A 20,193-nucleotide genomic window follows, 5' to 3' on the forward strand; every position below is an offset into this window, starting at 1 on the left:
AGTAACCTAATGCTCGTCCATCTGCTCCCCTATTTCCTTCGAGCAAAATCCACAAACCGGAATTTATCGGGGCGATGGCGAGATTCGGTGTATTGAAACATGCTAGCGTCGTCTAGATAAACAAAGTTTTTAACCACGACAATGTATTGAAAGTCATCTAGGTCCAAATAGCGACGATCTTCGTCTGTTGGTATTTCCATTGTGATTTCTTTTTTAGCAAAAGAAATCGTAAGTCCCAGCTCGCCTTCAAGATACTCATAGATAGAATCTTGACAAATTTCTTTTGTTAATGCGGGGGCGAATTTTTCCACGAGAAGATCTTTATCTAAAATTATTTTCTCGCCATCGATTTCACGAACCCGATGAATCTTCCACACTGCCTCATTGCTTTCGAGCCTCATTTTTTTCTTAGTCTCAGTAGTAGGATCGATTTTTTCAAACTCTTCCACGGTGGTTTTAGCACGATGGCCCATCTTTTTAGAAATTTCTTTAAAGCTCACCAAGCCCGATATCGGAAAGTCAAACTTTGATACATCCAGCACAATTGAGCCTTTTCCTTGTACTTTATGGATATACCCTTCTTCTGCCAACAAATTAAGGGCCTTCCGAATCGTTTCTCGTGAGGCGGAATACTTCTCGGCTAAGTCATTTTCCGATGGTAGCAACGAGCCTGCTTCCATTTGACCACTCCGAATATGCTCACCTAGTTCTTCTTTTATTTTTATGAATTTATTCTTCACCATTTAGATCACCAATTCCATTATACCGACAATTGCAACACGCCGGAAAGAATGATTATTATCTTTTTGTTAAACGATACACCAAGGATTCATAGGGAGCAACTTCCATTTCCGCCTTTAATTCGGTATTCTTATCACCGTTTGTCAAAAGTAGCTCGATTTCGTACCCCTCTATATCCTCCACAGATAATGAAAGCTCTGCTGTTTTCCCATAAAAATTATTGATAACCAATAACTTTTCATTGTCTAATACTCGTTCATAAACAAAAAGCTCAGGATGTTCTTCCGCTAATAAACGATATTCCCCGTCGGTAATAATGCTATATTGTTTACGGAGTTGAATCAACTTTTGATAATGATAAAAAATGGAGGTTTCGTCTTCGAGTGCTTGTTTGGCATTAATATTAGGATAATTGTCAGCTACTGGAATCCATGGCGTGCCTGTCGTAAACCCCGCTTGAGCTTCATCACTCCATTGCACAGGTGTCCGTGAATTATCACGAGATTTCTCTTTCAAGATTGAAAGAATTTCCTCTTCCGTCTTGCCATTCGCTTCCATGATTTGATAATAATTCAACGTTTCCACATCACGGTACTGATCGATTTTATCAAATTTAGGATTGGTCATCCCAAACTCTTCGCCCTGATAAATATATGGAGTGCCCTGCATCATATGAATCGTTGTCGCAAGCATTTTCGCGGACTGCTTATGGTACTGACCATCGTCACCAAAACGAGAAACAATTCGCGGTTGGTCATGGTTGCACCAGAATAAGGCATTCCAGCCTCCGCCTTTGTACATACCGGTTTGCCAGGTAGACAAAATCTTTTTTAACGCGTAAAAGTCAAAATCCGCCAGTGCCCATTTCTCCCCATTTGGATAGTCAACTTTTAAATGGTGGAAGTTAAAGGTCATGCTCAACTCTTTGCGATCTGGATTGCTATATTTCACACAGTTTTCAAGCGTCGTTGATGACATCTCTCCTACTGTCATGCTTTCGTATTGCGATAAAACTTCTTTATTCATTTCCTGTAAAAATTCATGAACTCGCGGCCCATCAGTGTAATATTTACGGCCATCAGCAGGGATTGTGCTACCATCATCATCGGCAAAGCTTTGGTCCTTTGAGATTAAATTTATAACATCCAATCGGAACCCATCAATTCCCTGTTTAAACCAAAAATGCATCATTTCATAGACTTCTTGACGAACCTTTTCATTTTCCCAGTTCAGATCTGCTTGCGTTTCATCGAAAAGATGAAGATAGTATTGTTCCGTTTTTTCATCATACTTCCAAGCAGAGCCACCGAATTTAGACACCCAGTTATTCGTCTCATCTTTCCAAATATAGTAATCGCGATATGGGTTATCCTTTGAAGTTGCCGCTTCCTTAAACCATTTATGCTCTGTTGATGTATGGTTGACAACAAGGTCCATGATTACTTTGATCCCACGATCATGCGCTTGATTAAGTAGCTCTTTAAAGTCCTCCATGGTTCCGTACTCTTCATGAATACTATAATAATCACTAATATCATAGCCATTGTCACGCTGTGGGGATTGATAGACCGGCGTTAACCAAATGACATCGACTCCAAGTGTTTTCAGATAATCTAGTTTTTCGATGATTCCCTGTAAATCACCAACACCATTCCCAGTACTATCATTAAAACTTTTCGGATAAATTTGATAAACAACAGATTGTTTCCACCATGGTTGCTTCATGTATGCTCCTACCTACTTTCCTTCTTTTATGTGAGTTTCTAAAATATGTATATTCCTAGCTTAAAATAGCAAAGAGGAACAAGTGAATGTTCCTCTACCTAGGTATTAACGATTTTTCTTGAAAGAAATTTTTCCTACATTCATTTTGTTGAAGATCATCGTTAAGATTACTGGAATCACAATCGCTACGAGCATGGCAAGGGCGAATGTTCCCATAAATTGTGGCTGAATGGAAAGGATTCCAGGAAGTCCACCGACTCCAATCGAGTTGGCCATTACGCCACTACCTACTGAAATAACAGCTGCTACTAATGAACCAATCATCGCAGCCAAGAATGGGAAGCCGTATTTCAAGTTAATCCCGAACATGGCAGGCTCTGTTACACCTAGGTAACAAGAAATAGCTGCAGGGATGGAAACTTGCTTTTCTGCTTCATTTTTACGGTTAATGTAAATCATTGCAAGAACGGCTGAACCTTGAGCGATATTCGATAACGCAATCATCGGCCATAGGTTTGTTCCACCAAGCTCACTCATAAGCTGTAAGTCGATTGCATTTGTCATATGGTGTAAACCAGTGATAACAAGTGGGGCATAGATAAAACCAAATACTGCTGCAAACAACCAACCGAAAGCTGAAGTTAATCCTGAATATACGATATTTGAAATCCAAGAACCGATTTCCCAACCAATCGGACCAAGGATTGTGTGCGCAAGTAAAACAGCTGGTACTAATGATAAAAATGGAACAACAATCATTGAAATCGCGTTTGGAATCACTTTACGCAATTGAAGTTCTAAATAAGAGAATACAAGACCTGCTAAAATCGCTGGAATAACTTGAGCTTGGTAGCCAATCATTTGAATTTGAGCAAACCCAAAATCCCAGAATGGAATTTCTTCTGATCCAGCAGTAGCAACACCATAAGCATTCAATAGCTGCGGTGAAACAAGTGTAATCCCTAGAACAATTCCAAGAATCTGGGATGCACCCATTTTTCTAGCAACTGCCCAGGTAATCCCAACCGGTAAGAAGTGGAAAATCGCTTCCCCAATTAACCAAAGGAACGCATGGACACCCGCCCAAAATTGAGACGACTCGACGATTGTCATTGTGCCATCTTCTAATAACTTAATGTCGCCAATGACATTTCTAAAACCAAGGATTAGACCACCGACAACAAGTGCTGGAATTAGCGGTGTGAAAATATCTGCTAAATGTGAAATCATTCGTTGCAGTAAATTCATATTTTGTTTGGCCGCGACTTTTGCTTCATCTTTTGAAGTGTCACTTACGCCTGCAATTTTAATAAATTCATTGTAAAAGGAGGAAACTTCATTTCCAATGACAACTTGAAACTGTCCAGCTTGAGTGAAGGTCCCTTTAACAATTCCAAGCTTTTCAATTTCTTCTACATCCGCTTTCTTTGGATCATTTAGAACAAACCTCATTCTAGTTACACAATGCGTGACAACAGATATGTTTTCGCTTCCACCAATATGGTTTAAAAGCTGTTGTGCTGATTCTTGATATTTACTCATTTTTCTCCCCCTTACCCTTTGGCAAGAATATTTATATATAGTTGATACCGTTTACTCCACTTGTATAGAAAGCTTGTTTCCGTTTTCATTCTACTTGTATATACAAGTTTTGTTTACGGTTTCATTCTAACTTGTATATACAAATCGGTCAATACTTAAAATAAAAAAAGAATATTCCAATTAATCCAAGAAAAAACCGAGGTTCAACCTTTGTAGATTTATTATTTGGTATAGTAATAATGAGTACATAAACGAAGGAGTGGGAGAAATGACTGATCTTAAATTTGAAGTAAATGCAACTTGGAGCGGTGTCGGGGTACACGGTGAAGGTGATCTTAAAATGGCGGATAAAACCGTACTCTACTCTAGTCCGGCGGAAATGGGTGGAAAAAGCGTTGGCGTCAGCCCTGAGGATTTGTTAATTGGTGCGGTTACGACTTGTTATAGCGGTACTCTTTTTGCAATTCTTACGAAACGCAGATTGCCTGTGGAAAATCTTTCTGTCCGTGCTGAAGGAATCGTGACCGGTTTTCCACCCCAAACAAACTTCAGTAAATTAATCGTATATCCAACCATTATTGGTGGGGATTCGTCAAAGCAAGATGAGTATGAAAAAGCAGCAACGATAGCACGTGATAAATGTTTTATTGGCAAATCAATCGCTGGGAATATTGATTATCAAGTGGGTAAAGTGCAATTGTAATTCTCCTTATAAAAGAAACAGGGTGACCCTAACTATTATAGGGTCACCCTCTTCCTCTCTTAATACATGACTCAATCTCTTTCTCTAGCCTTTTGTGTATCTCTAATATTCTTTTGAACCGTTATAGCGGCAAAAATGCTTAGAACAAATGCCATAGCGTAAAAGCCCTTTTCACTTAAAACAATACTTCCTGCATTGTATAAACCGATACCCATTAAAGATATAGATATAATAAGGGCAAGCCAACTAATTCCATAATAAATACTCGTCACAGGTATTCCCTCTTCTTTATCTCTTACGGCTTTTTGCAAAGATACTGATGCATAAAGTCCGAAGACTAAAACAGCAAAATAATAGCCTTTTTCGTTCAGTTCCATCGTTGCGTTAAATAAGCCGATGAGATAAGCCGTTACCCCGACTAATAGCGCTCCCCATGAAGCCCCTTTAAAAGCTGAAGTCGGTTCTCCCTCTTTCCTTTCTACTTTCATTTTTGGTTCACTTTGTTTTCCTTGATCTAAAGGAACTTCATGATCATTTGACATTAAAGGTTCTCCTCCATCTTTAAGTATTAAAATAGAACACTGCAAACACCTGAAATGCTCCTCCTAAAACCATTATATAGAATTTTCTTACAAAGATAAGATATATTTTGTTCTAAATTACCAATTTGGTTTTTTTGCAAATTCTGTTCAATGTAACTAATTTCCATTTTCATGCTTATGTTACACTATAGGGGAGTTAATTATATAAAGAGGGGATTTTTCTCATGCACCTCAAAGAAAAAGCTAAAAACCTTCCTTTATCTCCTGGTGTGTATTTAATGAAGGATTCTATCGGCCATACCATTTATGTAGGAAAAGCAAAGAAACTCAAAATGCGTGTTCAATCTTATTTCCAGGATCATAAAAATCACTCCCAAAAAGTCAAAAAGCTAGTACAGAATATCCAAGATTTCGAAGTGATTCAAACAGACACTGAATTTGAAGCATTCCTGCTAGAGAACCAATTAATTAAAGAGATAAAGCCTTTCTTTAATTCGAGGATGAAAAGTCCCCAAACTTACCCTTATATTGTTATCCGTACTAAAAATGAAATGCGAGAAATTGAAATTACCAATCATCCCTATCAAGGAAATGCTTCCTATCTTGTTTTTGGACCTTATACTAGCAAAAACACAGTGGTAACAGCGATTGAAGGAATGAAAGAAATTTTTCAAATAAATTGCAGCCAACCTAGTAAAAGAAATGCTGCTTGCCTTAATTATTCTCTCGGCTTATGCCTTGGAATGTGTTTAGGTGGTCCTGCAGTTGTGCAATACGAAAGGATTATCGATAAATTCATCGCGCTTTTAAACGGCACAGATAAAAGCATAATTGAAGAAATACAGCAAAAGATGGAGCTTGCTTCTGAGAATCTTGATTTTAAAGCGGCCGCTAAATATAGGGATTATCTCGATGCAGTTCAGCATTTGATACGGGGTAAAAAGGTGATTAAATTCGCCAACAGTACAAAAAAGATTGTCGTTGTCGAACCGCTCTCTGAGAGTCTCATTAAGGTTTTCTACATACAAGGGAATCAGGTCCTGCTTAAAGAAAAATTGAATTTAGACACTCTAGACATTGAACATCTCATAACAAGAATACTACAACAAACTCTATCTTGTTATAAAGGGAGAAAAACCTTTCCTTCTCTTAATATAGAGCAGGCTGAGCTTGATGAAGCACAAATTATTTACAACTATTTAAAGAGTAGCAGTTGTAGTCATTTGATGATTCCGTTAAAATGGCTGAACGAAAATAATATAGATTTATTAGCTCAGTCCCTACGTAACTGGCTAACTCAGATTGTTTCGAAGTTGACGGTATAAATTCCCAGGTTACAGCCACGAAAAATAATAGATCCTCTCTAAAAATGTATCAAAGCTACCTCTATTTTATTTACGAATGAGGTAGCTCTATTGCTTACTAGTTAGATTGTTTCTATACTCCTTATTGCTTTTTAACCGGAGTGCATACCGCATATAGATAATCCTCTGGAACAGCAACATTGACTTTAATGACTTTATATCCACTTTCCCCTTTCAATTCATTTTTTCTAGTTGTGATAATTGAATTTTCGTTCATATTTCACTCTTCCTTTCTCACTTTTCTTTTCCCCAAAAGCTAATATATGCATGATAGAAAAGAGTGTGCCTACTGAACTGCCAATTTATTTTACTTTTTAACCCGCAATGAGGCAGGGGCGTTAAAGCCGCTATTTTACCCTAACTGCCCCCACTTTCAGTCCTACTACCATTTATTTTATGATTCGGTATCATGATCGCTTGTACTTCTTCAGTTTTTGGAGTTTTGACACTCGCTGGCACCCCGTATAATGGGTACTTGCATCAACTTTTCCTTGCAAAATTTTCAGCATTTTAAATAGCCCCAAGGAAGATTCCAAGGGGCTTACTTTTCTATTCATTTTACTTCCTATATCGTTGAACACTGAGCTGCTTTATTATTTAAAGAACTTTTGGTGATCAGTCGAACAAATAACACCATCATCTGTGAGTTGATAAGGATGGGAACGCATTAATGATTCTTTCAGTGGTTCAGACAGGCGATCAACATCGTAAGCACAAACGGATGTGGTGTTCATTGAATGAACAGTTTGATTCGCTGCAACTTCAAAATCTATTATCTTACAAGTGATTTCCTGTAAGTTTCCCCACTCCACATGAGCCCAGGTTCTGATTGACTTTCTTTTTGCATAGACAGAATCCAAGATGGTAGCAAAGGATGAAATAATTGTAGGGGTATGAAAATCGCCATTTGAAAAATAAAAATCAAAATTATTCACATAGTTTATTTGATTTAATTGGCCCTTACGTAGTTGAGTTTTGACTTTTTCATCTATTAATCGAAATAATCTATCGTTTTCTATCACCACTACATAATCCCCTTGCTTAATCCCTGTCAATATAAAAGAAACCGCATTTTCGATATAAAAATGACTATCTTTATAGCAATAAAGGATATGCTGCCCTACTAGTTTCTGTATAGGCACCATCTGCTTATCTAATTTATTTTTCATTTTTTTCTCCTTCCCACCTAGATCAGTAGGTCGGATTATATAAAAACAACCTATACTTATTCAAGATTGTTTAGTATATTTCCTTCTTTACCAAGACTTTATTTGAATGCTACTAACAGAAAGAGATTTCGCTTGTAAACGACATCAAGCTTGGCTTGATTAAGCTGCTTTATTTTGTTAGCAAAAAAACAGCTAAACGAATCGCCTTTAAACTTCTAATCCTGCAATCCCGAAGCCACCAGGACCCGCATGCGTAGAAATCATTGCCCCAGCCTGGATCCATTTTACATGTTTGAATCCATTTTCCTCAGCAATTTGATCCATCCGTTGCATAACAGCCTTATCAAGTCCAATGGAATAGATTAAATATAGTTGTTCTCTATCAATATCATATTGTGCTAAGTACTCACGCATTAGCTTTTCTGCAACACCATCAATTTTCCCACGATATTTCTTCGTTGATACAAGTTTTCCTTGTATTAATTCAATGCACGGCTTTATTTTTAACAAAGCTCCTCCAAGATAAGCCAGATTACTTACCCGTCCACCCGCTCTTAAAAATTCTAAACTTCCGGGAACGAAAGCAAGTCTGGATTTTGGGACCATTGCTTCAATTTGTTCAACAAGGCGCGTAGGTTCAATCATAGGTTCCTTCTCTAACAACCTTGCCGCATTCATCACAATAGCAGCTAATCCACCTGTCACGTTTAGTGCGTCAATTAGAATAAGGTCATCCATTTCCTCCGCTGCAATAACAGCATTTTGAAAGGAGGAAGAGGCCTGGGACGTATAACCAATATGGATAATAATGCAATCGGGAAAATCAGCTTTTATTTTTGCGAAAAACTGTTCATATTCATGAACATTCGTAGCAGTCGTTGAGGGGATTTTTTTAGTCCGATCATAATAATCATATATATCCATAACAGGTAATGAACCATCTAAATAGTCCTGGTCATCCATAATGACGTGCATTGGGACCACTTGAATAGCATATTTAACAGCTAAATCTTCTGGTAAATCCGCTCCACTTTCGGTCGATAAAATAATTTTTCTCAATTATATGCCTCCGCTTCCAATAAAAAACATTGCTATTATTCTTTATAATGTTCTTCTCCACTATACAGGAAAAGCGAACAACATACTTGAAAGAATCTTATATTCGTTTATGAGGCTGTAAAAATGTGAAAAAAGTGTGAACTCGGAATCACTTGCTATATCACACCTACTATATAATGATAAAAAAAGCGTTCCCCTACTTAGGTAGGAACGCCTTTTCAAATTTATGATTAATTGACCTTTTTTCTTCTCATCCATTGTGTGGCAGCCCATTTATCTCCAATGATGACAGGTGCTCCGCCATGTAAAGTCAACTCGTTTAGCGTTTGGTCATTATAGAAGTACTCGAAATACACTGCCATTCCTTTTTGTGGAGATACTGAAAGACCAAGCTTAGGGAAATATGTTTCTCCCCCATACTCTACATCATTCAAATACATAACGAGCGTGCTAATTCTTGGATTGCTTACGGTGTGATTGGTTGATTTAAAATAATCAAAATGAGCTTTATACTCTTGGCCAATTTGATAATTAAGAATTTGAAGCCCTTCTCCATGTTCAACAGGAATATTCATGATTCGCGAAATTCTTTTTTCAATTCTCGCTACAACCTCATTTTCCCCTTCTTGAAAAAACATGCTACTACTTGACCTAAGATCATCTATTTCTCGGACACTCCCAATCTTTGAGCGCTGCAATCGATCTTTGGATAACCGAATTAACTCATCACATTCTTCATTACTTAAAACATTTCCTAAAACAACGATTAGTGGCTCAGCCATTTTAGCAATAATGTTAATTTCACGATCTTCTGTGATAATTTTATTTCCAATATGATTAAAAATAGTTGGTTCTTTTATGGTTTGGACATTAAGTGGTAATTCTTTAGCATCCATCGTCAACTTTCATCAACCTCTTATATATTCAATTCTAGAAATCTTTAGACTACTCTAGCGAGAATTAATTTTTTAATAAAATTTGTTCGGACTTTTTCAGGAGGGAACGGAACTAGTTAAATGTATTTTTAGAGAGACTTGCTTCCTCCTCATGTTCAAAATGGATGTCTTATTGCCTTGGTTTAACAGTATTCAGTTTAGATAATTTTACAATGCAGATGGTCGAAATACTACATATTTATTTATAAGAAAATAGAAAAAAAGAATAGGTAAACAGAGTTCTAAGGTGTTATAATATTTGATTTAAAATCACAAAGATAACAAACAAAAAAGGACGTTACCTTAAGTAACATCCTTTTACCTCATTAAATAGATAGACTTCTTGCCAGGTTATAATCGTCTAGATTAATGGCATGTTTTTCTCTTGCCGCTTCCTCAAAGGTTGGGTGAACGAGTTGTCCTTTTTTCCAGCCCACCATGACTCCTTTTTCACCGTGTATTAATAAATCAACCGCGTTTCCGCCCATTCTACTCGCCATCATTCGATCATAGGCCGTTGGGGAACCCCCTCGTTGTAAATAGCCGAGAACGATGACATTTGTATCAAGTTTTAATTTTTCTTTAACTTCCTTTTTTAGTTCTTCCCCACTGCAGACACCTTCAGCGACCACAATAATATTGTGCATTTTCCCGCGTTCTTGTCCATTCCTAATCCGATTCATTACATCATCGAAATCATATGAAGCTTCTGGAATAATAATCGATTCAGCACCAGAAGTTAGACCTGTCCATAAAGCGATATCCCCTGCATTTCTTCCCATTACTTCCACAATACAGATGCGCTCATGTGAGTAGGCCGTGTCGCGAATTTTATCGATAGCCTCTATAACGGTATTTACAGCCGTGTCAAAACCAATCGAATAATCTGTTCCAGAAATATCATTATCAATCGTTCCTGGGACACCAATCGTTGGGAAACCTTGTGCGCTTAACTTCCCAGCCCCCATAAAGGAACCATCTCCACCGATTACGACAAGCCCTTCAATCTTTGCTTCCTTCATTTTCTTAATCGCTTTTTGTTGTCCTTCTGCCGTTTTAAACTCTTCACTTCTAGCACTTCTTAAAATCGTGCCGCCACGATGAATGATATCGCCCACACTACCGAGTTCCATCTTAATAAAGTCGCCTTCCATTAAGCCGACATATCCATGTCTTACACCATAAACCTCTAAGCCTTTATCAATACCTCTTCTTACCACCGCACGAATGGCAGCATTCATACCTGGTGCATCTCCACCACTTGTTAATACAGCAATTCTCTTCAAGTTGTACTCCTACTTTCTTTAGTTGATCTTGTACTATAATACCAAAATTTATTATCTCCTAAAAGTTTTCGGTAATGTTTGACTTACCATCTAAACTCTAATTGACATTGACTATACTGTTTATATCAATTTTTATTAAATAAAGGGATAGAGAACAATCCCTATCCCTTGTAAAATATTAATTTTATAAATGTTCCTATTATGCTCCTTTCTGCTCTAGTCTTGCAACATAATTATTAGATGGTATTTTCACAAGTTTAGCCATGAGAATTGCTACCACACAGATAAGACCTGCGAGCATAAAGGCATGGTTGAAAGGAAGAGCCTTCACAACGAATGGACCCACAAATGCGGATAATCCGTACGCCTGATACATGAAGCCATAATTACTTCCCATGTTTTTAATACCATAATAATCAGCGGTAATCGAAGGAAATATCGCCAAAAAGCCACCAAAGCAAAAACCGATGAACGAAACTGCGATTAAAAACAGCGGATAATTCATACTACCTATACTCATATAAAACATGATTAAAGCAGTAAACCCATAAATCACCATTAGCGTATTCTTCCGCCCAAAAATATCCGATATGTTTCCTAAAACAATTCGACCACCAGCATTAAATAATGCAATCACCATAACAGCATTCCCAGCTTGTTCAAGGTTTAAGTTCACCATATCGACTCCAATATCCACAGCGAAACTAATCACGAGTAGTCCAGACATACTCCCAAAAAGGAACATAAACCATAATAGATAAAATTGATGTGTTCGTAGCATCTGTTTTGGGGTGAAATCGCTATCCGATTTCCTAGAACTACTTGCTCGTTTGTTAGATAGACGTTCTACTGTTGGCGGATTTTTCAACAATTGTGCACCTGTAACCACTAAGGCAGCATAGATGAAGCCTAAATATAGAAACGCTGAAGATACTCCTGTAAGTTCAATTAAATAGCCAATTACTGGCTTATAAATGAGTCCGCCAAGACCAAAGCCAGCAACGGCGACTCCACTTATAAATCCCCGTTTATCTGGGAACCATTTTACACATGCAGATAACGGACTAACATAGGTCATGCCTATACCCATTCCACCAATAACCCCATAAAAGAAATAAAGCTGTAGCAGCGTTGTGGCTTGGCTTGCTAAAATTAGACCAATACCTAGCAACAAGCCGCCTATGGTCGCCACCCATCTCGGTCCAATTTGATCCTGAAGCCGTCCTGCAAATATTGTAGAAAACGCCATTACGGCAATTGTAATTGAAAATGTTACAACCACATCTTCCCTTGCCCAGCCAAATTTATCTATCAGCGGCTGATTAAACAAACTCCATGCATAAACAGCACCTAAATTAAGCTGTATAAGCACTGCCCCAAAAACAACAAACCAACGATTCATAAAAAAACCTCCTTAAATACTTGTTCAATCTCGCAAATTAGTTCATTTTTCAAAAAAAAAAAGAGACCAACGATGATGGATAAAAACATCAGCGTTGGTCTCTTTTGAACTCACAATTTGTGTTTACGTAAGCAACCACTCTATTTTATTTTACATAAATTGTATTTGTTAAATAAAGACTATTTTAACTAAGGCTAATCATTTCAGCTCTATGCACTTCGCTTCAACAACAATATATAACTTCGATGATAAATCCTAAATATAGAGAATGTATGATTTCCTTTCCCCTCATCAAAGATATTGGGAAAAGCTATCAGCAATTGTTTTTCATTATAGTTCACAATCGTTTTTAAGTCAATTAAATCTAAAGGCACTGTTCTCATGCTTAGTTGTCCATTTTTAAAAAGGTTTTCTCATAGTCGTGCTGCAATTTAAAGACCATTATGCGTTCGCCTGTATTAGTACTAATATCTGTATGAAAGCTTTGCACTTCTACTCTAGTAATTGCTAAGATAATTTCCTTTAATTCCATTATCCCTGATTCAACTAGCTCCGACCGAATCTTCTTAATCGATAAAAGTCCCTCTTTTGTTTGGCTAACGGAATACTCTGCAGGTGTAAGTACCCCTTTTAATGTCACAATAATCATATCTCTCAATATGTCGGATTTAACAGACACAGAGCCACGACCAAGAAAGTCTTTCTCCCATTGAGTAATTGCTTTACTTATTTCTGCCTCAATTGCACCTTTTGATTTTTCCATCGTTTCTCTCCCAAAAACACCAGTATTTTTCCTTTAGTATAAAAGCCCTTAAAATCAAGCCTCTTATAAATCCTTACATTTGAAATATCTAATTAGAGAGGTTGCAAAATATCATTTTCAATCATCCCTATTTTGTTATAAGCGAGTAATCCCTATACTCCAGTTTTTTTGTCGTTTCTAGTTTTACTACCACTGGTTGTCCAAGTAGAATCTTCTGTTTAAACAGGGGGCCATCATAAACATAGGTATGATACTCCCCCGCTTCCCCCATTGGGCAGACATTATGATGCTGAATATCTTTTAAGAAAAAAGTATCCAATCTTCGCCCAAGCCATGAATCATCGAGAACATCCTCTCTTACACGGATCACAGTCGATTTGTAGCCTGAATCCACGAAAGTTTTTAATGCGTTTAAAGCTGATTTCTCATCCATCCACAGCGGATAAACAGCTTCAAGACCAGCTTCCGACGCTACCTTCTCACCCCATTCCCGATGAGGTTCAAAATACAAATCCCCAAAGGCAATCCCAGTTAACACATGTCTCTCTTTGAGTTCCATTAAATCCTGAACAAACCTTTGAGTATATTCTTCAAATGTGCATTCAATAAAGTGCACTGGTATCCCTAGAGCTTCCCCTTGGAGCTTGATCATCTCCATTTTCTCTCCATGCCCAAAGGTTCTCCCAATTTCATAAGGAACGGTCGTAACCAAACAAGAAACCTCGATTCCTTGCTTAACCAATACATCCAAAGCGAGGCAGCCATCTTTCCCACCGCTCCAGGATAGTGCTAATCTTTTCATTTTGTTTCCTCCTCTATTCCGTAAGCAAGGGGAAGGTTAATCTCCACTACAAAGCATTTTACCTAACTAATGAGTTTCAAACTGGTCTTATTGTTCGGGTGAAGTCTTATTCGTACGTGGAAATATCGGCGCTCCCGTTGGCTTCATCATTCTTTTAAGTGGATTTCTTGATGATTCCTTTCAAGTTACCGGCTTCATCCCCATATGAAGCGGGGTAATTGAGTATTCTATACAAGATTTCGGTTTCATCGGCCTTATGAAGCGGATTTGTTGATGATTCCTTACAAGATTTCGGCTTCAACCACCTTATGAAGCGAGATTCTTCAAAATTCTATACAAGATTTCGGCTTCATCGGCCTTATGAAGCGGATTCTTGAAAATTCTATACAAGATTTCGGCTTCATCGGCCTTATGAAGCCGATTTCTTGATGATTCCTTACAAGATTTCCGCTTCATCCACCCTATGAAGCCGGGTTCTTGAAAGTTCTAAACAAGATTTCGGCTTCATCCACTTTAAGAAGCGAGATATTTACTGAGGTATGCCATTCAAATAAAAACAACCAATAAGCTCTACTCCTGATTCTAAAGTCTGGTATCGACAATATAATAACTTGAACGCATATATGTAATGAACATAGGTGGTGACTAGGTGAAGCATCATAGACCATTTTCATATAGGAAAGTTTTTGTCATCGGGAGCGGATTCCTTGCCTTATCACTTGCCTGGGCATTCTATAACGCCTATATGCCTCTAATCCTAGGGGACTTTATTGATAGTAGAGCCATTCGTGGTGCCATAATGGGGTTAGATAATTTCCTAGCTGTTCTTTTGATTCCTGTCATTGGTACATGGTCCGATAAAATTGATACCCGAATCGGGAACAGACTGCCTTTTATTGTCATCGGCATGCCATTAGCCGCAATTTCTTTTATTCTAATCCCTTTTGCTTCACTTTCCACCTTCTGGATCCTCATTTTTGTTGACATCGTCTTTTTACTTGCTATGACCATTTATCGAGCGCCCGTTATTGCACTCATGCCTGACCACACTCCGCCAGAGAAACGTTCGACAGCAAACGGAATCATCAATCTTATGGGAGGGATCGGTGCAATCATTGCTTTATTCGGTTTATCTACCCTATATGGAATGAACCGAACGTATCCATTTTTCGTTGTAGGATTCATGTTGCTCAGTACATTCATTTTACTCTTCTTTACTGTAGATCGAAACCCACCTTATTCGAAAAATACAAAAGATGAAATCGATGAAGTTTTAACAGCGAACTCCTTTTTAGACGGATATCGACTACTAAAAATGAAAGAATTTCGCGGACACCTCTTCGTCTTAATTGCGATTTTTCTCTATTTTATCGGGTTTACTGGCGTAGAATCCCAATTTACAATCTATGCAGTTGAATTTCTGAACATGAAAGAAAGTACCGCTGGCTTCACCCTTGGGTTTTTCAGTTTATCTTTCGTTCTGTTTGCTGTGCCGGCTGGAATATTAGGTAGCAAATGGGGGAAAGCACCCTCCATGCTGGTTGGATTAATTGTCCAACCAATCATCTTTATCAGCATCCCACTCATTCCCCTACTAGGGTCGATTGTTCCGGCTATTAACCAAGTTCTTCTCTTGCAAGTAATGCTGTTCCTGGGAGGAATAGCTTGGGCGTTCATTAATGTTCAAGCTTATCCATTGGTGGCCGATTTGGGTGGCAAGAGTAGAATAGGCTTTTTCACAGGGCTCTATTATCTCTTCTCGATGGCCTCAGCGATAGTGGCCCCAGGAATCCTTGGGTTACTAATGGATTTGTTTACCCACTCCGCTCTCTTTTACGGATCTGCCGTAACGTTCATTGCAGCCTACTATTTCCTAAGAAAAGGTCACAACTTAATAAAGTGAGGAAGCAGAGGAATGGTTCTTCTGCTTCCTCCATCTTTAAGGTCACTTTAAGCCCATCCATTTATGTGGTCACCGCTAGTGTTTTCCTGTGTAGCAAACTAATTGACCCATACGACGGACGCTTCTCCATTCGTGTCCCTAGATACACCCAGAGACTAATCAACTATCCTTATTTTGATTTTTTTTGTGATTGTAGTACTACTTTTTCCAGTCCAGCTTCCCCAGCGAATTCTGCTTCGCCTTTCGGTTGGACATTTTTGTTATCCTTTAAATGGGTATGATTCTTTTTCGCCATACTGTCACCACCTTTAGATTTTGTTTACTTCTTTAAGGGTGCCACTAGGAGTAGTAACTCCAACACAATAGATTGCTCGCACCCCGATTTTAGTTTGCTATCTTTTTATAGGCTTATGCCTTCTGATTTGTCTCCCATCCATCAACCCCAAAAGACCAAAACCTGCCGGCCTTCTTAAAATGATTGACTCGATGTAAGGTAGATTCGACTAACCTCTGACAGCGAACCAAATCCCGAACCTGTGGGGTTAGCTCTACCTTCAAGATTGCAGCCAGATTTGTATGCACATAAAGCATATCTCGAAACAAATCAACTGCTCCACAATATCGAGGGTAAAAGCTGTCCCCTGTACCAAAAACAGCGGTAACGATTGTCTTCTTACCACATGATTCAAATGCTTGATAAAGTCCCCGCATTTCCTCCGGTATTTCCCCGTCTCCCCATGTGTAAGTACCAATTGCAATCACGTCGAAGTGACTTAAATGCGAGAATGGGAACTCTTCGATTTTATAAATATCCACCTCAACTTGTTGTGCAAGAAACCTTTCATACAGTTCCTCCGCCAACTCTCTCGTGTTTCCTGTGATCGATGCGTAAACAATCGCAACCTTCATCCTACAATTCATCAAATCCATTGGACTGTGAAACCTTCGTATACGTTCTTGATTTCTGTTCAAAAAAATCAGATTTTGTCTCATTCATCATTTCATCGCTAAAAACTTGAATCCACGGCATCGGATTCGTTCTTTCTTCATATAGATTCTTCAATCCAAGCTGGCGCAATCGTTTATTCGCCAAGTATTCAACATACCCTTCGAATTCAACTAAATCAATTCCCTCTATATCCATTAAAATATAATGTGCCCACTCTTTTTCGAGCAACACAGCCTGACCAATGGTTTCATAAACATACTGAATGTTTTCATCTGTATGAAGTTCAGGATTTTCTGTTAAAAGAATGCGAATAAACTGCGAGATAAAATAGGCATGCTGCATTTCATCCCGCTGGATATAGCTAATCATCGTGCTCGTCTTTAGCATCTTTTGCTGACGAGCTAAGTGATAGAAAAACGCAAAACCTGCATAAAAGTAGATTCCTTCCAGATTAATCGAATTCACAGCTAATTTTAATAACGACTGTGATGTCGGGGCATGTCTAAACTCTTCATAGGCATCTAAGATCAGTTGATTGCGTTTCCTGACGATTGGATCATTTTTCGCTTCGTTAAACCGGGCATTTTGTTCCCCAATAGGAACGAGAGAACTTAAAATATAGGAATATGATTCATTATGGACGGCTTCCTGCTGGGAAATCACCGCAAAAATCGCTTTAAAACTTGAGTCTGTCACATAATCCATGACTTGGCTCATTGTCGGTGTTTGCAAGCTATCCAGACAGGCAAGTTGCGTATTAATCCGCAGAAAAACATCTCTTTCAATCGCACTTAGAGAGTCCCATTGTTTAATATCGTCCTGCATATTAATTTCCTGTGCCTTCCAAAAGTTTGCCAGCAAGGTTTGATACATCTCGTACATCTGTGGATAGGCGATATCATTCCAATTTAACAATCCTGAGGATTTTCCATTAATGATCCCTGTAGATTTATTCGGGTCATCTGGATTTAACAACTTAATTTTAGTTAACAAATTATCGCTCATTGCGTCCATCTCTCCTCTTTTGGCCACTAACTTTGACATGCTTCACATGCTTCGATCTCCGATTGCGAAGTACTTCTAACATAATAAGTCGTTTTCAAACCCTTCTTCCATGCTTCCATATGAAGCTGTAATAACTCTTTTGCCTTAATATCATGACGAACATAAAGGTTAAAGCTAATCGATTGATCAATATGGCGCTGCCGAGCTGCATTTTGCCAGATACTCCAATGCTGATCCAACACATGCCTCGTCCGGCGATAATAGTTGTACGTGTGATGGTCCAAATCAGGGGCCGTCACTTTAAATTTAAAATTTTTCTTTTCCTCAGCGAATTCGACGGCATACAAAGGATCAATTCCATCAGTCGAACCACCAATTTTAGCGGTCGAGGAGTTAGGAGCAACCGCCATCATCCAGCCATTCCGGACACCATAATTCGAAACATCCTTCTTCAAATCGTTCCACCGACCAGTGTGATACTGCTTGCGCTCAAAATACTCGCCCGTTTGCCACTCAGAACCAGCAAATTCACTGTAAGCCCCTTTTTCCTTTGCTAATTCCATCGATGAACGAATCGTATAATAGGCAATATCCTCATACAGTCGATCCGCAAAGGAGACCGCTTCCTCTGATTCCCAATAGATCCCCTTTAAAGCAAGAAGATGATGCCAGCCAAAGGTACCTAAGCCTACGGCCCGATATTTTTTATTCGTGACATCGGCTTGTCCGACCGAAATCGTATGCTGTTCGATGACATTATCGAGCATTCGCATTTGAATCGGGATCAACTTTTCTAGCACCTCCTCTTGCACAGCTCTCGGTAGATTAATAGAAGACAAATTACAGACAACAAAATCACCTGGTTTACGAACGATAACAATGTTTCCATCCTCATCCTTATACTCTTTTACGATTGTCGTAGCGGACATATTCTGGGTAATTTCCGTACACAAATTGCTGCAATAAATCGATGTAAGGCCCGTTCCTCTTTTATGTTTGTTCGGATTCTGTCGGTTGACTTCATCTCGATAAAACATATAAGGAGTCCCCGTTTCTAGCTGAGAAATCATCATTCTTGCCATAATATCCATTGCCCGGTACGTTTTCCGAGGCAGAAGGGGATGGTTTACGGCTTCTTCGTATTTTTCGGAAAAGAACTTTCCATCTTTTTCATCATAGAAGTCTTCTAGACCAAGAGCCGTTCCCTTTTCATCCTTCCATCCCATCACTTGCTTTACTTGATGAGGACAAAAGGTATGCCATTCCCCAGTGCTTCGTCCTTGTTCATCTGTTTCATTTAATTTCTCCATAAACAAGTCAGGAATCGAAACCCCGGTAAAAAGATCATGTGCCTTGCGTCTTTCGTCTCCATTGTTTGTTTTTAAATCTAAAAATCCATTCATGATATCCTTATGAAAAACATCTAAATAAACGGCGATGGCACCTTGTCGTTGGCCCAGTTGATCGACACTCACGGCAGTATCATTAATTAACCGAATCCAAGGGACGACACCGGAGGAATTTCCTTTGAACTTCTTGATATCTGATCCTAATGCACGCACTTTACCTAGGTAAATGCCCAGACCCCCACCGTCTTTACTTAATCTAGCAATATCCCAATTATTTAGGTAGATTCCATCTAGCGAATCATCGACCGTATCTATAAAACAAGAAGAAAGCTGACCGTAGCTTTTTCCAGCATTCGCTAGCGTCGGAGTCGCAACGGTCATATACAAGTTACTCATCGCCCAGTATGCCTCTTTTACAAGCTCGAGGCGTTTTACACGTTGCTCCTTTTTCATTAACGTCATTGCAATGATCATAAACCGTTCTTGAGGCAATTCGTAGACATTTCCTTCGTAGTCCTTCGCAAGATATCGATCGGCTAATAAAAATAGCCCTATGTATTGAAACAATTCATCTCGTTCTGGAGCAATTTCTGCACCTAATTGTTCAATTTCTTCTTTCGTATATTCATTTAGTAAATCCTCAGAGTAGATTCCTATCCTAGTTAATTCTGTAATCAGAGCATAAAAATCCCCATACTTCCTTTCCTGCTGATAGCCCCTATTGATTGACGCTTTCCGGTAAAGTTCATGTACATATAGATTTGCTGCAAGAAACGTCCAGTTTGGGTCACCCATTGAAACTTTATTTAATGCATAGTGAAGGGCCGCTTCATATTGGGATGGTTTCTCTAGTCCAGCTATTTTTTCAATCATTTGTGACGTGTCCAGGTTAAAATCTTCAGATGCTCTTTTAATTGTTTTATAAACCGAATCCATCTCTGAATCAATCATTCT

At 38.6% G+C, this 20,193-nt stretch carries 19 protein-coding genes; 3 read left to right on the plus strand and 16 right to left on the minus strand.

All coding sequences use genetic code 11. From position 1 onward, the window contains the following. Positions 1-29: 29 nt before the first annotated feature. From treR to treP, 3 genes are all read right to left on the minus strand, one after another. Positions 30-743, minus strand: coding sequence for a trehalose operon repressor (gene treR, locus LG336_RS17155; RefSeq protein WP_404328696.1), 714 nt, complete (start codon positions 741-743; stop codon positions 30-32). A 55-nt stretch (positions 744-798) separates the two neighbouring features. Beyond that, a complete protein-coding gene (treC, locus tag LG336_RS17160; protein WP_404328697.1) occupies positions 799-2,466 on the minus strand; it encodes an alpha,alpha-phosphotrehalase in 1,668 nt (555 codons plus the stop codon). A 105-nt stretch (positions 2,467-2,571) separates the two neighbouring features. Continuing rightward, a complete protein-coding gene (gene treP / locus LG336_RS17165) occupies positions 2,572-4,008 on the minus strand; it encodes a PTS system trehalose-specific EIIBC component (RefSeq protein ID WP_404328698.1) in 1,437 nt (478 codons plus the stop codon). 268 nt (positions 4,009-4,276) lie between these two features. On the opposite strand from treP, the gene LG336_RS17170 reads away from it, so the two are divergent. Further along, positions 4,277-4,711, plus strand: coding sequence for an OsmC family protein (locus tag LG336_RS17170; protein WP_404328699.1), 435 nt, complete (start codon positions 4,277-4,279; stop codon positions 4,709-4,711). A gap of 71 nt (positions 4,712-4,782) precedes the next feature. Here the strand turns inward: LG336_RS17170 and yiaA are convergent, their stop codons facing one another. Further along, on the minus strand, positions 4,783-5,253 hold the full coding sequence (yiaA, locus tag LG336_RS17175) for an inner membrane protein YiaA (protein WP_404328700.1): 471 nt from the start codon (positions 5,251-5,253) through the stop codon (positions 4,783-4,785). 224 nt (positions 5,254-5,477) lie between these two features. On the opposite strand from yiaA, the gene LG336_RS17180 reads away from it, so the two are divergent. Then, a complete protein-coding gene (locus LG336_RS17180) occupies positions 5,478-6,578 on the plus strand; it encodes a UvrB/UvrC motif-containing protein (RefSeq protein WP_404328702.1) in 1,101 nt (366 codons plus the stop codon). A 121-nt stretch (positions 6,579-6,699) separates the two neighbouring features. On the opposite strand, the gene LG336_RS17185 is transcribed toward LG336_RS17180, so the two are convergent. From LG336_RS17185 to LG336_RS17220, 8 genes are all read right to left on the minus strand, one after another. After that, positions 6,700-6,834 (minus strand): hypothetical protein, encoded by a 135-nt coding sequence (locus LG336_RS17185; protein WP_404328704.1) that lies wholly within the window; start codon positions 6,832-6,834, stop codon positions 6,700-6,702. A gap of 376 nt (positions 6,835-7,210) precedes the next feature. After that, positions 7,211-7,786, minus strand: coding sequence for an MEDS domain-containing protein (locus LG336_RS17190; RefSeq protein WP_404328705.1), 576 nt, complete (start codon positions 7,784-7,786; stop codon positions 7,211-7,213). A gap of 207 nt (positions 7,787-7,993) precedes the next feature. After that, positions 7,994-8,845 carry a DegV family protein gene (locus LG336_RS17195; protein WP_404328706.1) on the minus strand — a complete coding sequence of 284 codons (852 nt, stop codon included), beginning with the start codon at positions 8,843-8,845 and terminating at the stop codon, positions 7,994-7,996. Between the two features lie 230 nt (positions 8,846-9,075). Further along, entirely contained in the window at positions 9,076-9,741 is a 666-nt protein-coding gene (locus LG336_RS17200; RefSeq protein WP_404333202.1) for a 2OG-Fe(II) oxygenase, read from the minus strand. A 365-nt stretch (positions 9,742-10,106) separates the two neighbouring features. Continuing rightward, positions 10,107-11,066 carry a 6-phosphofructokinase gene (gene pfkA / locus LG336_RS17205; protein WP_404328707.1) on the minus strand — a complete coding sequence of 320 codons (960 nt, stop codon included), beginning with the start codon at positions 11,064-11,066 and terminating at the stop codon, positions 10,107-10,109. Positions 11,067-11,265: 199 nt separating this feature from the next. Further along, the gene (locus LG336_RS17210; protein ID WP_404328708.1) at positions 11,266-12,468 is read right to left on the minus strand and encodes an OFA family MFS transporter; all 1,203 of its coding nucleotides are present in this window, start codon (positions 12,466-12,468) and stop codon (positions 11,266-11,268) included. Between the two features lie 385 nt (positions 12,469-12,853). Beyond that, the gene (locus LG336_RS17215) at positions 12,854-13,231 is read right to left on the minus strand and encodes a DUF2294 domain-containing protein (RefSeq protein ID WP_404328709.1); all 378 of its coding nucleotides are present in this window, start codon (positions 13,229-13,231) and stop codon (positions 12,854-12,856) included. Between the two features lie 127 nt (positions 13,232-13,358). Beyond that, on the minus strand, positions 13,359-14,033 hold the full coding sequence (locus LG336_RS17220; RefSeq protein WP_404328710.1) for a diphthine--ammonia ligase: 675 nt from the start codon (positions 14,031-14,033) through the stop codon (positions 13,359-13,361). Between the two features lie 649 nt (positions 14,034-14,682). On the opposite strand from LG336_RS17220, the gene LG336_RS17225 reads away from it, so the two are divergent. Next, the gene (locus LG336_RS17225) at positions 14,683-15,936 is read left to right on the plus strand and encodes an MFS transporter (protein ID WP_404328711.1); all 1,254 of its coding nucleotides are present in this window, start codon (positions 14,683-14,685) and stop codon (positions 15,934-15,936) included. Positions 15,937-16,105: 169 nt separating this feature from the next. On the opposite strand, the gene LG336_RS17230 is transcribed toward LG336_RS17225, so the two are convergent. From LG336_RS17230 to LG336_RS17245, 4 genes are all read right to left on the minus strand, one after another. Next, on the minus strand, positions 16,106-16,231 hold the full coding sequence (locus LG336_RS17230; RefSeq protein WP_404328712.1) for a hypothetical protein: 126 nt from the start codon (positions 16,229-16,231) through the stop codon (positions 16,106-16,108). Between the two features lie 113 nt (positions 16,232-16,344). Further along, positions 16,345-16,866 carry a flavodoxin domain-containing protein gene (locus tag LG336_RS17235; RefSeq protein WP_404328713.1) on the minus strand — a complete coding sequence of 174 codons (522 nt, stop codon included), beginning with the start codon at positions 16,864-16,866 and terminating at the stop codon, positions 16,345-16,347. Further along, positions 16,847-17,890, minus strand: a complete 1,044-nt coding sequence (locus LG336_RS17240; RefSeq protein WP_404328714.1) for a ribonucleotide-diphosphate reductase subunit beta — start codon at positions 17,888-17,890, stop codon at positions 16,847-16,849. The genes LG336_RS17235 and LG336_RS17240 overlap by 20 nt, the downstream gene beginning before the upstream one ends. Before the next feature lie 26 nt (positions 17,891-17,916). After that, a complete protein-coding gene (locus LG336_RS17245) occupies positions 17,917-20,190 on the minus strand; it encodes a ribonucleoside-diphosphate reductase subunit alpha (RefSeq protein WP_404333203.1) in 2,274 nt (757 codons plus the stop codon). Between the last annotated feature and the right edge of the window lie 3 nt (positions 20,191-20,193).

The sequence above is a fragment of the Mesobacillus maritimus genome, assembly GCF_044803185.1.
Taxonomy (GTDB): domain Bacteria; phylum Bacillota; class Bacilli; order Bacillales; family Cytobacillaceae; genus Mesobacillus_B; species Mesobacillus_B maritimus_B.

What these genes read in the sequence shown, in the direction of transcription:
- treR (WP_404328696.1), bottom strand. Translation starts at nt 743, where the DNA reads ATGGTGAAGAATAAATTCATAAAAATAAAAGAAGAACTAGGTGAGCAT.
- LG336_RS17210 (WP_404328708.1), bottom strand. Translation starts at nt 12,468, where the DNA reads ATGAATCGTTGGTTTGTTGTTTTTGGGGCAGTGCTTATACAGCTTAAT.
- LG336_RS17245 (WP_404333203.1), bottom strand. Translation starts at nt 20,190, where the DNA reads ATGATTGATTCAGAGATGGATTCGGTTTATAAAACAATTAAAAGAGCA.
- LG336_RS17200 (WP_404333202.1), bottom strand. Translation starts at nt 9,741, where the DNA reads ATGGATGCTAAAGAATTACCACTTAATGTCCAAACCATAAAAGAACCA.
- LG336_RS17170 (WP_404328699.1), top strand. Translation starts at nt 4,277, where the DNA reads ATGACTGATCTTAAATTTGAAGTAAATGCAACTTGGAGCGGTGTCGGG.
- LG336_RS17190 (WP_404328705.1), bottom strand. Translation starts at nt 7,786, where the DNA reads ATGAAAAATAAATTAGATAAGCAGATGGTGCCTATACAGAAACTAGTA.
- yiaA (WP_404328700.1), bottom strand. Translation starts at nt 5,253, where the DNA reads ATGTCAAATGATCATGAAGTTCCTTTAGATCAAGGAAAACAAAGTGAA.
- LG336_RS17240 (WP_404328714.1), bottom strand. Translation starts at nt 17,890, where the DNA reads ATGAGCGATAATTTGTTAACTAAAATTAAGTTGTTAAATCCAGATGAC.
- LG336_RS17180 (WP_404328702.1), top strand. Translation starts at nt 5,478, where the DNA reads ATGCACCTCAAAGAAAAAGCTAAAAACCTTCCTTTATCTCCTGGTGTG.
- LG336_RS17220 (WP_404328710.1), bottom strand. Translation starts at nt 14,033, where the DNA reads ATGAAAAGATTAGCACTATCCTGGAGCGGTGGGAAAGATGGCTGCCTC.
- LG336_RS17215 (WP_404328709.1), bottom strand. Translation starts at nt 13,231, where the DNA reads ATGGAAAAATCAAAAGGTGCAATTGAGGCAGAAATAAGTAAAGCAATT.
- LG336_RS17230 (WP_404328712.1), bottom strand. Translation starts at nt 16,231, where the DNA reads ATGGCGAAAAAGAATCATACCCATTTAAAGGATAACAAAAATGTCCAA.
- treC (WP_404328697.1), bottom strand. Translation starts at nt 2,466, where the DNA reads ATGAAGCAACCATGGTGGAAACAATCTGTTGTTTATCAAATTTATCCG.
- treP (WP_404328698.1), bottom strand. Translation starts at nt 4,008, where the DNA reads ATGAGTAAATATCAAGAATCAGCACAACAGCTTTTAAACCATATTGGT.
- LG336_RS17185 (WP_404328704.1), bottom strand. Translation starts at nt 6,834, where the DNA reads ATGAACGAAAATTCAATTATCACAACTAGAAAAAATGAATTGAAAGGG.
- LG336_RS17235 (WP_404328713.1), bottom strand. Translation starts at nt 16,866, where the DNA reads ATGGATTTGATGAATTGTAGGATGAAGGTTGCGATTGTTTACGCATCG.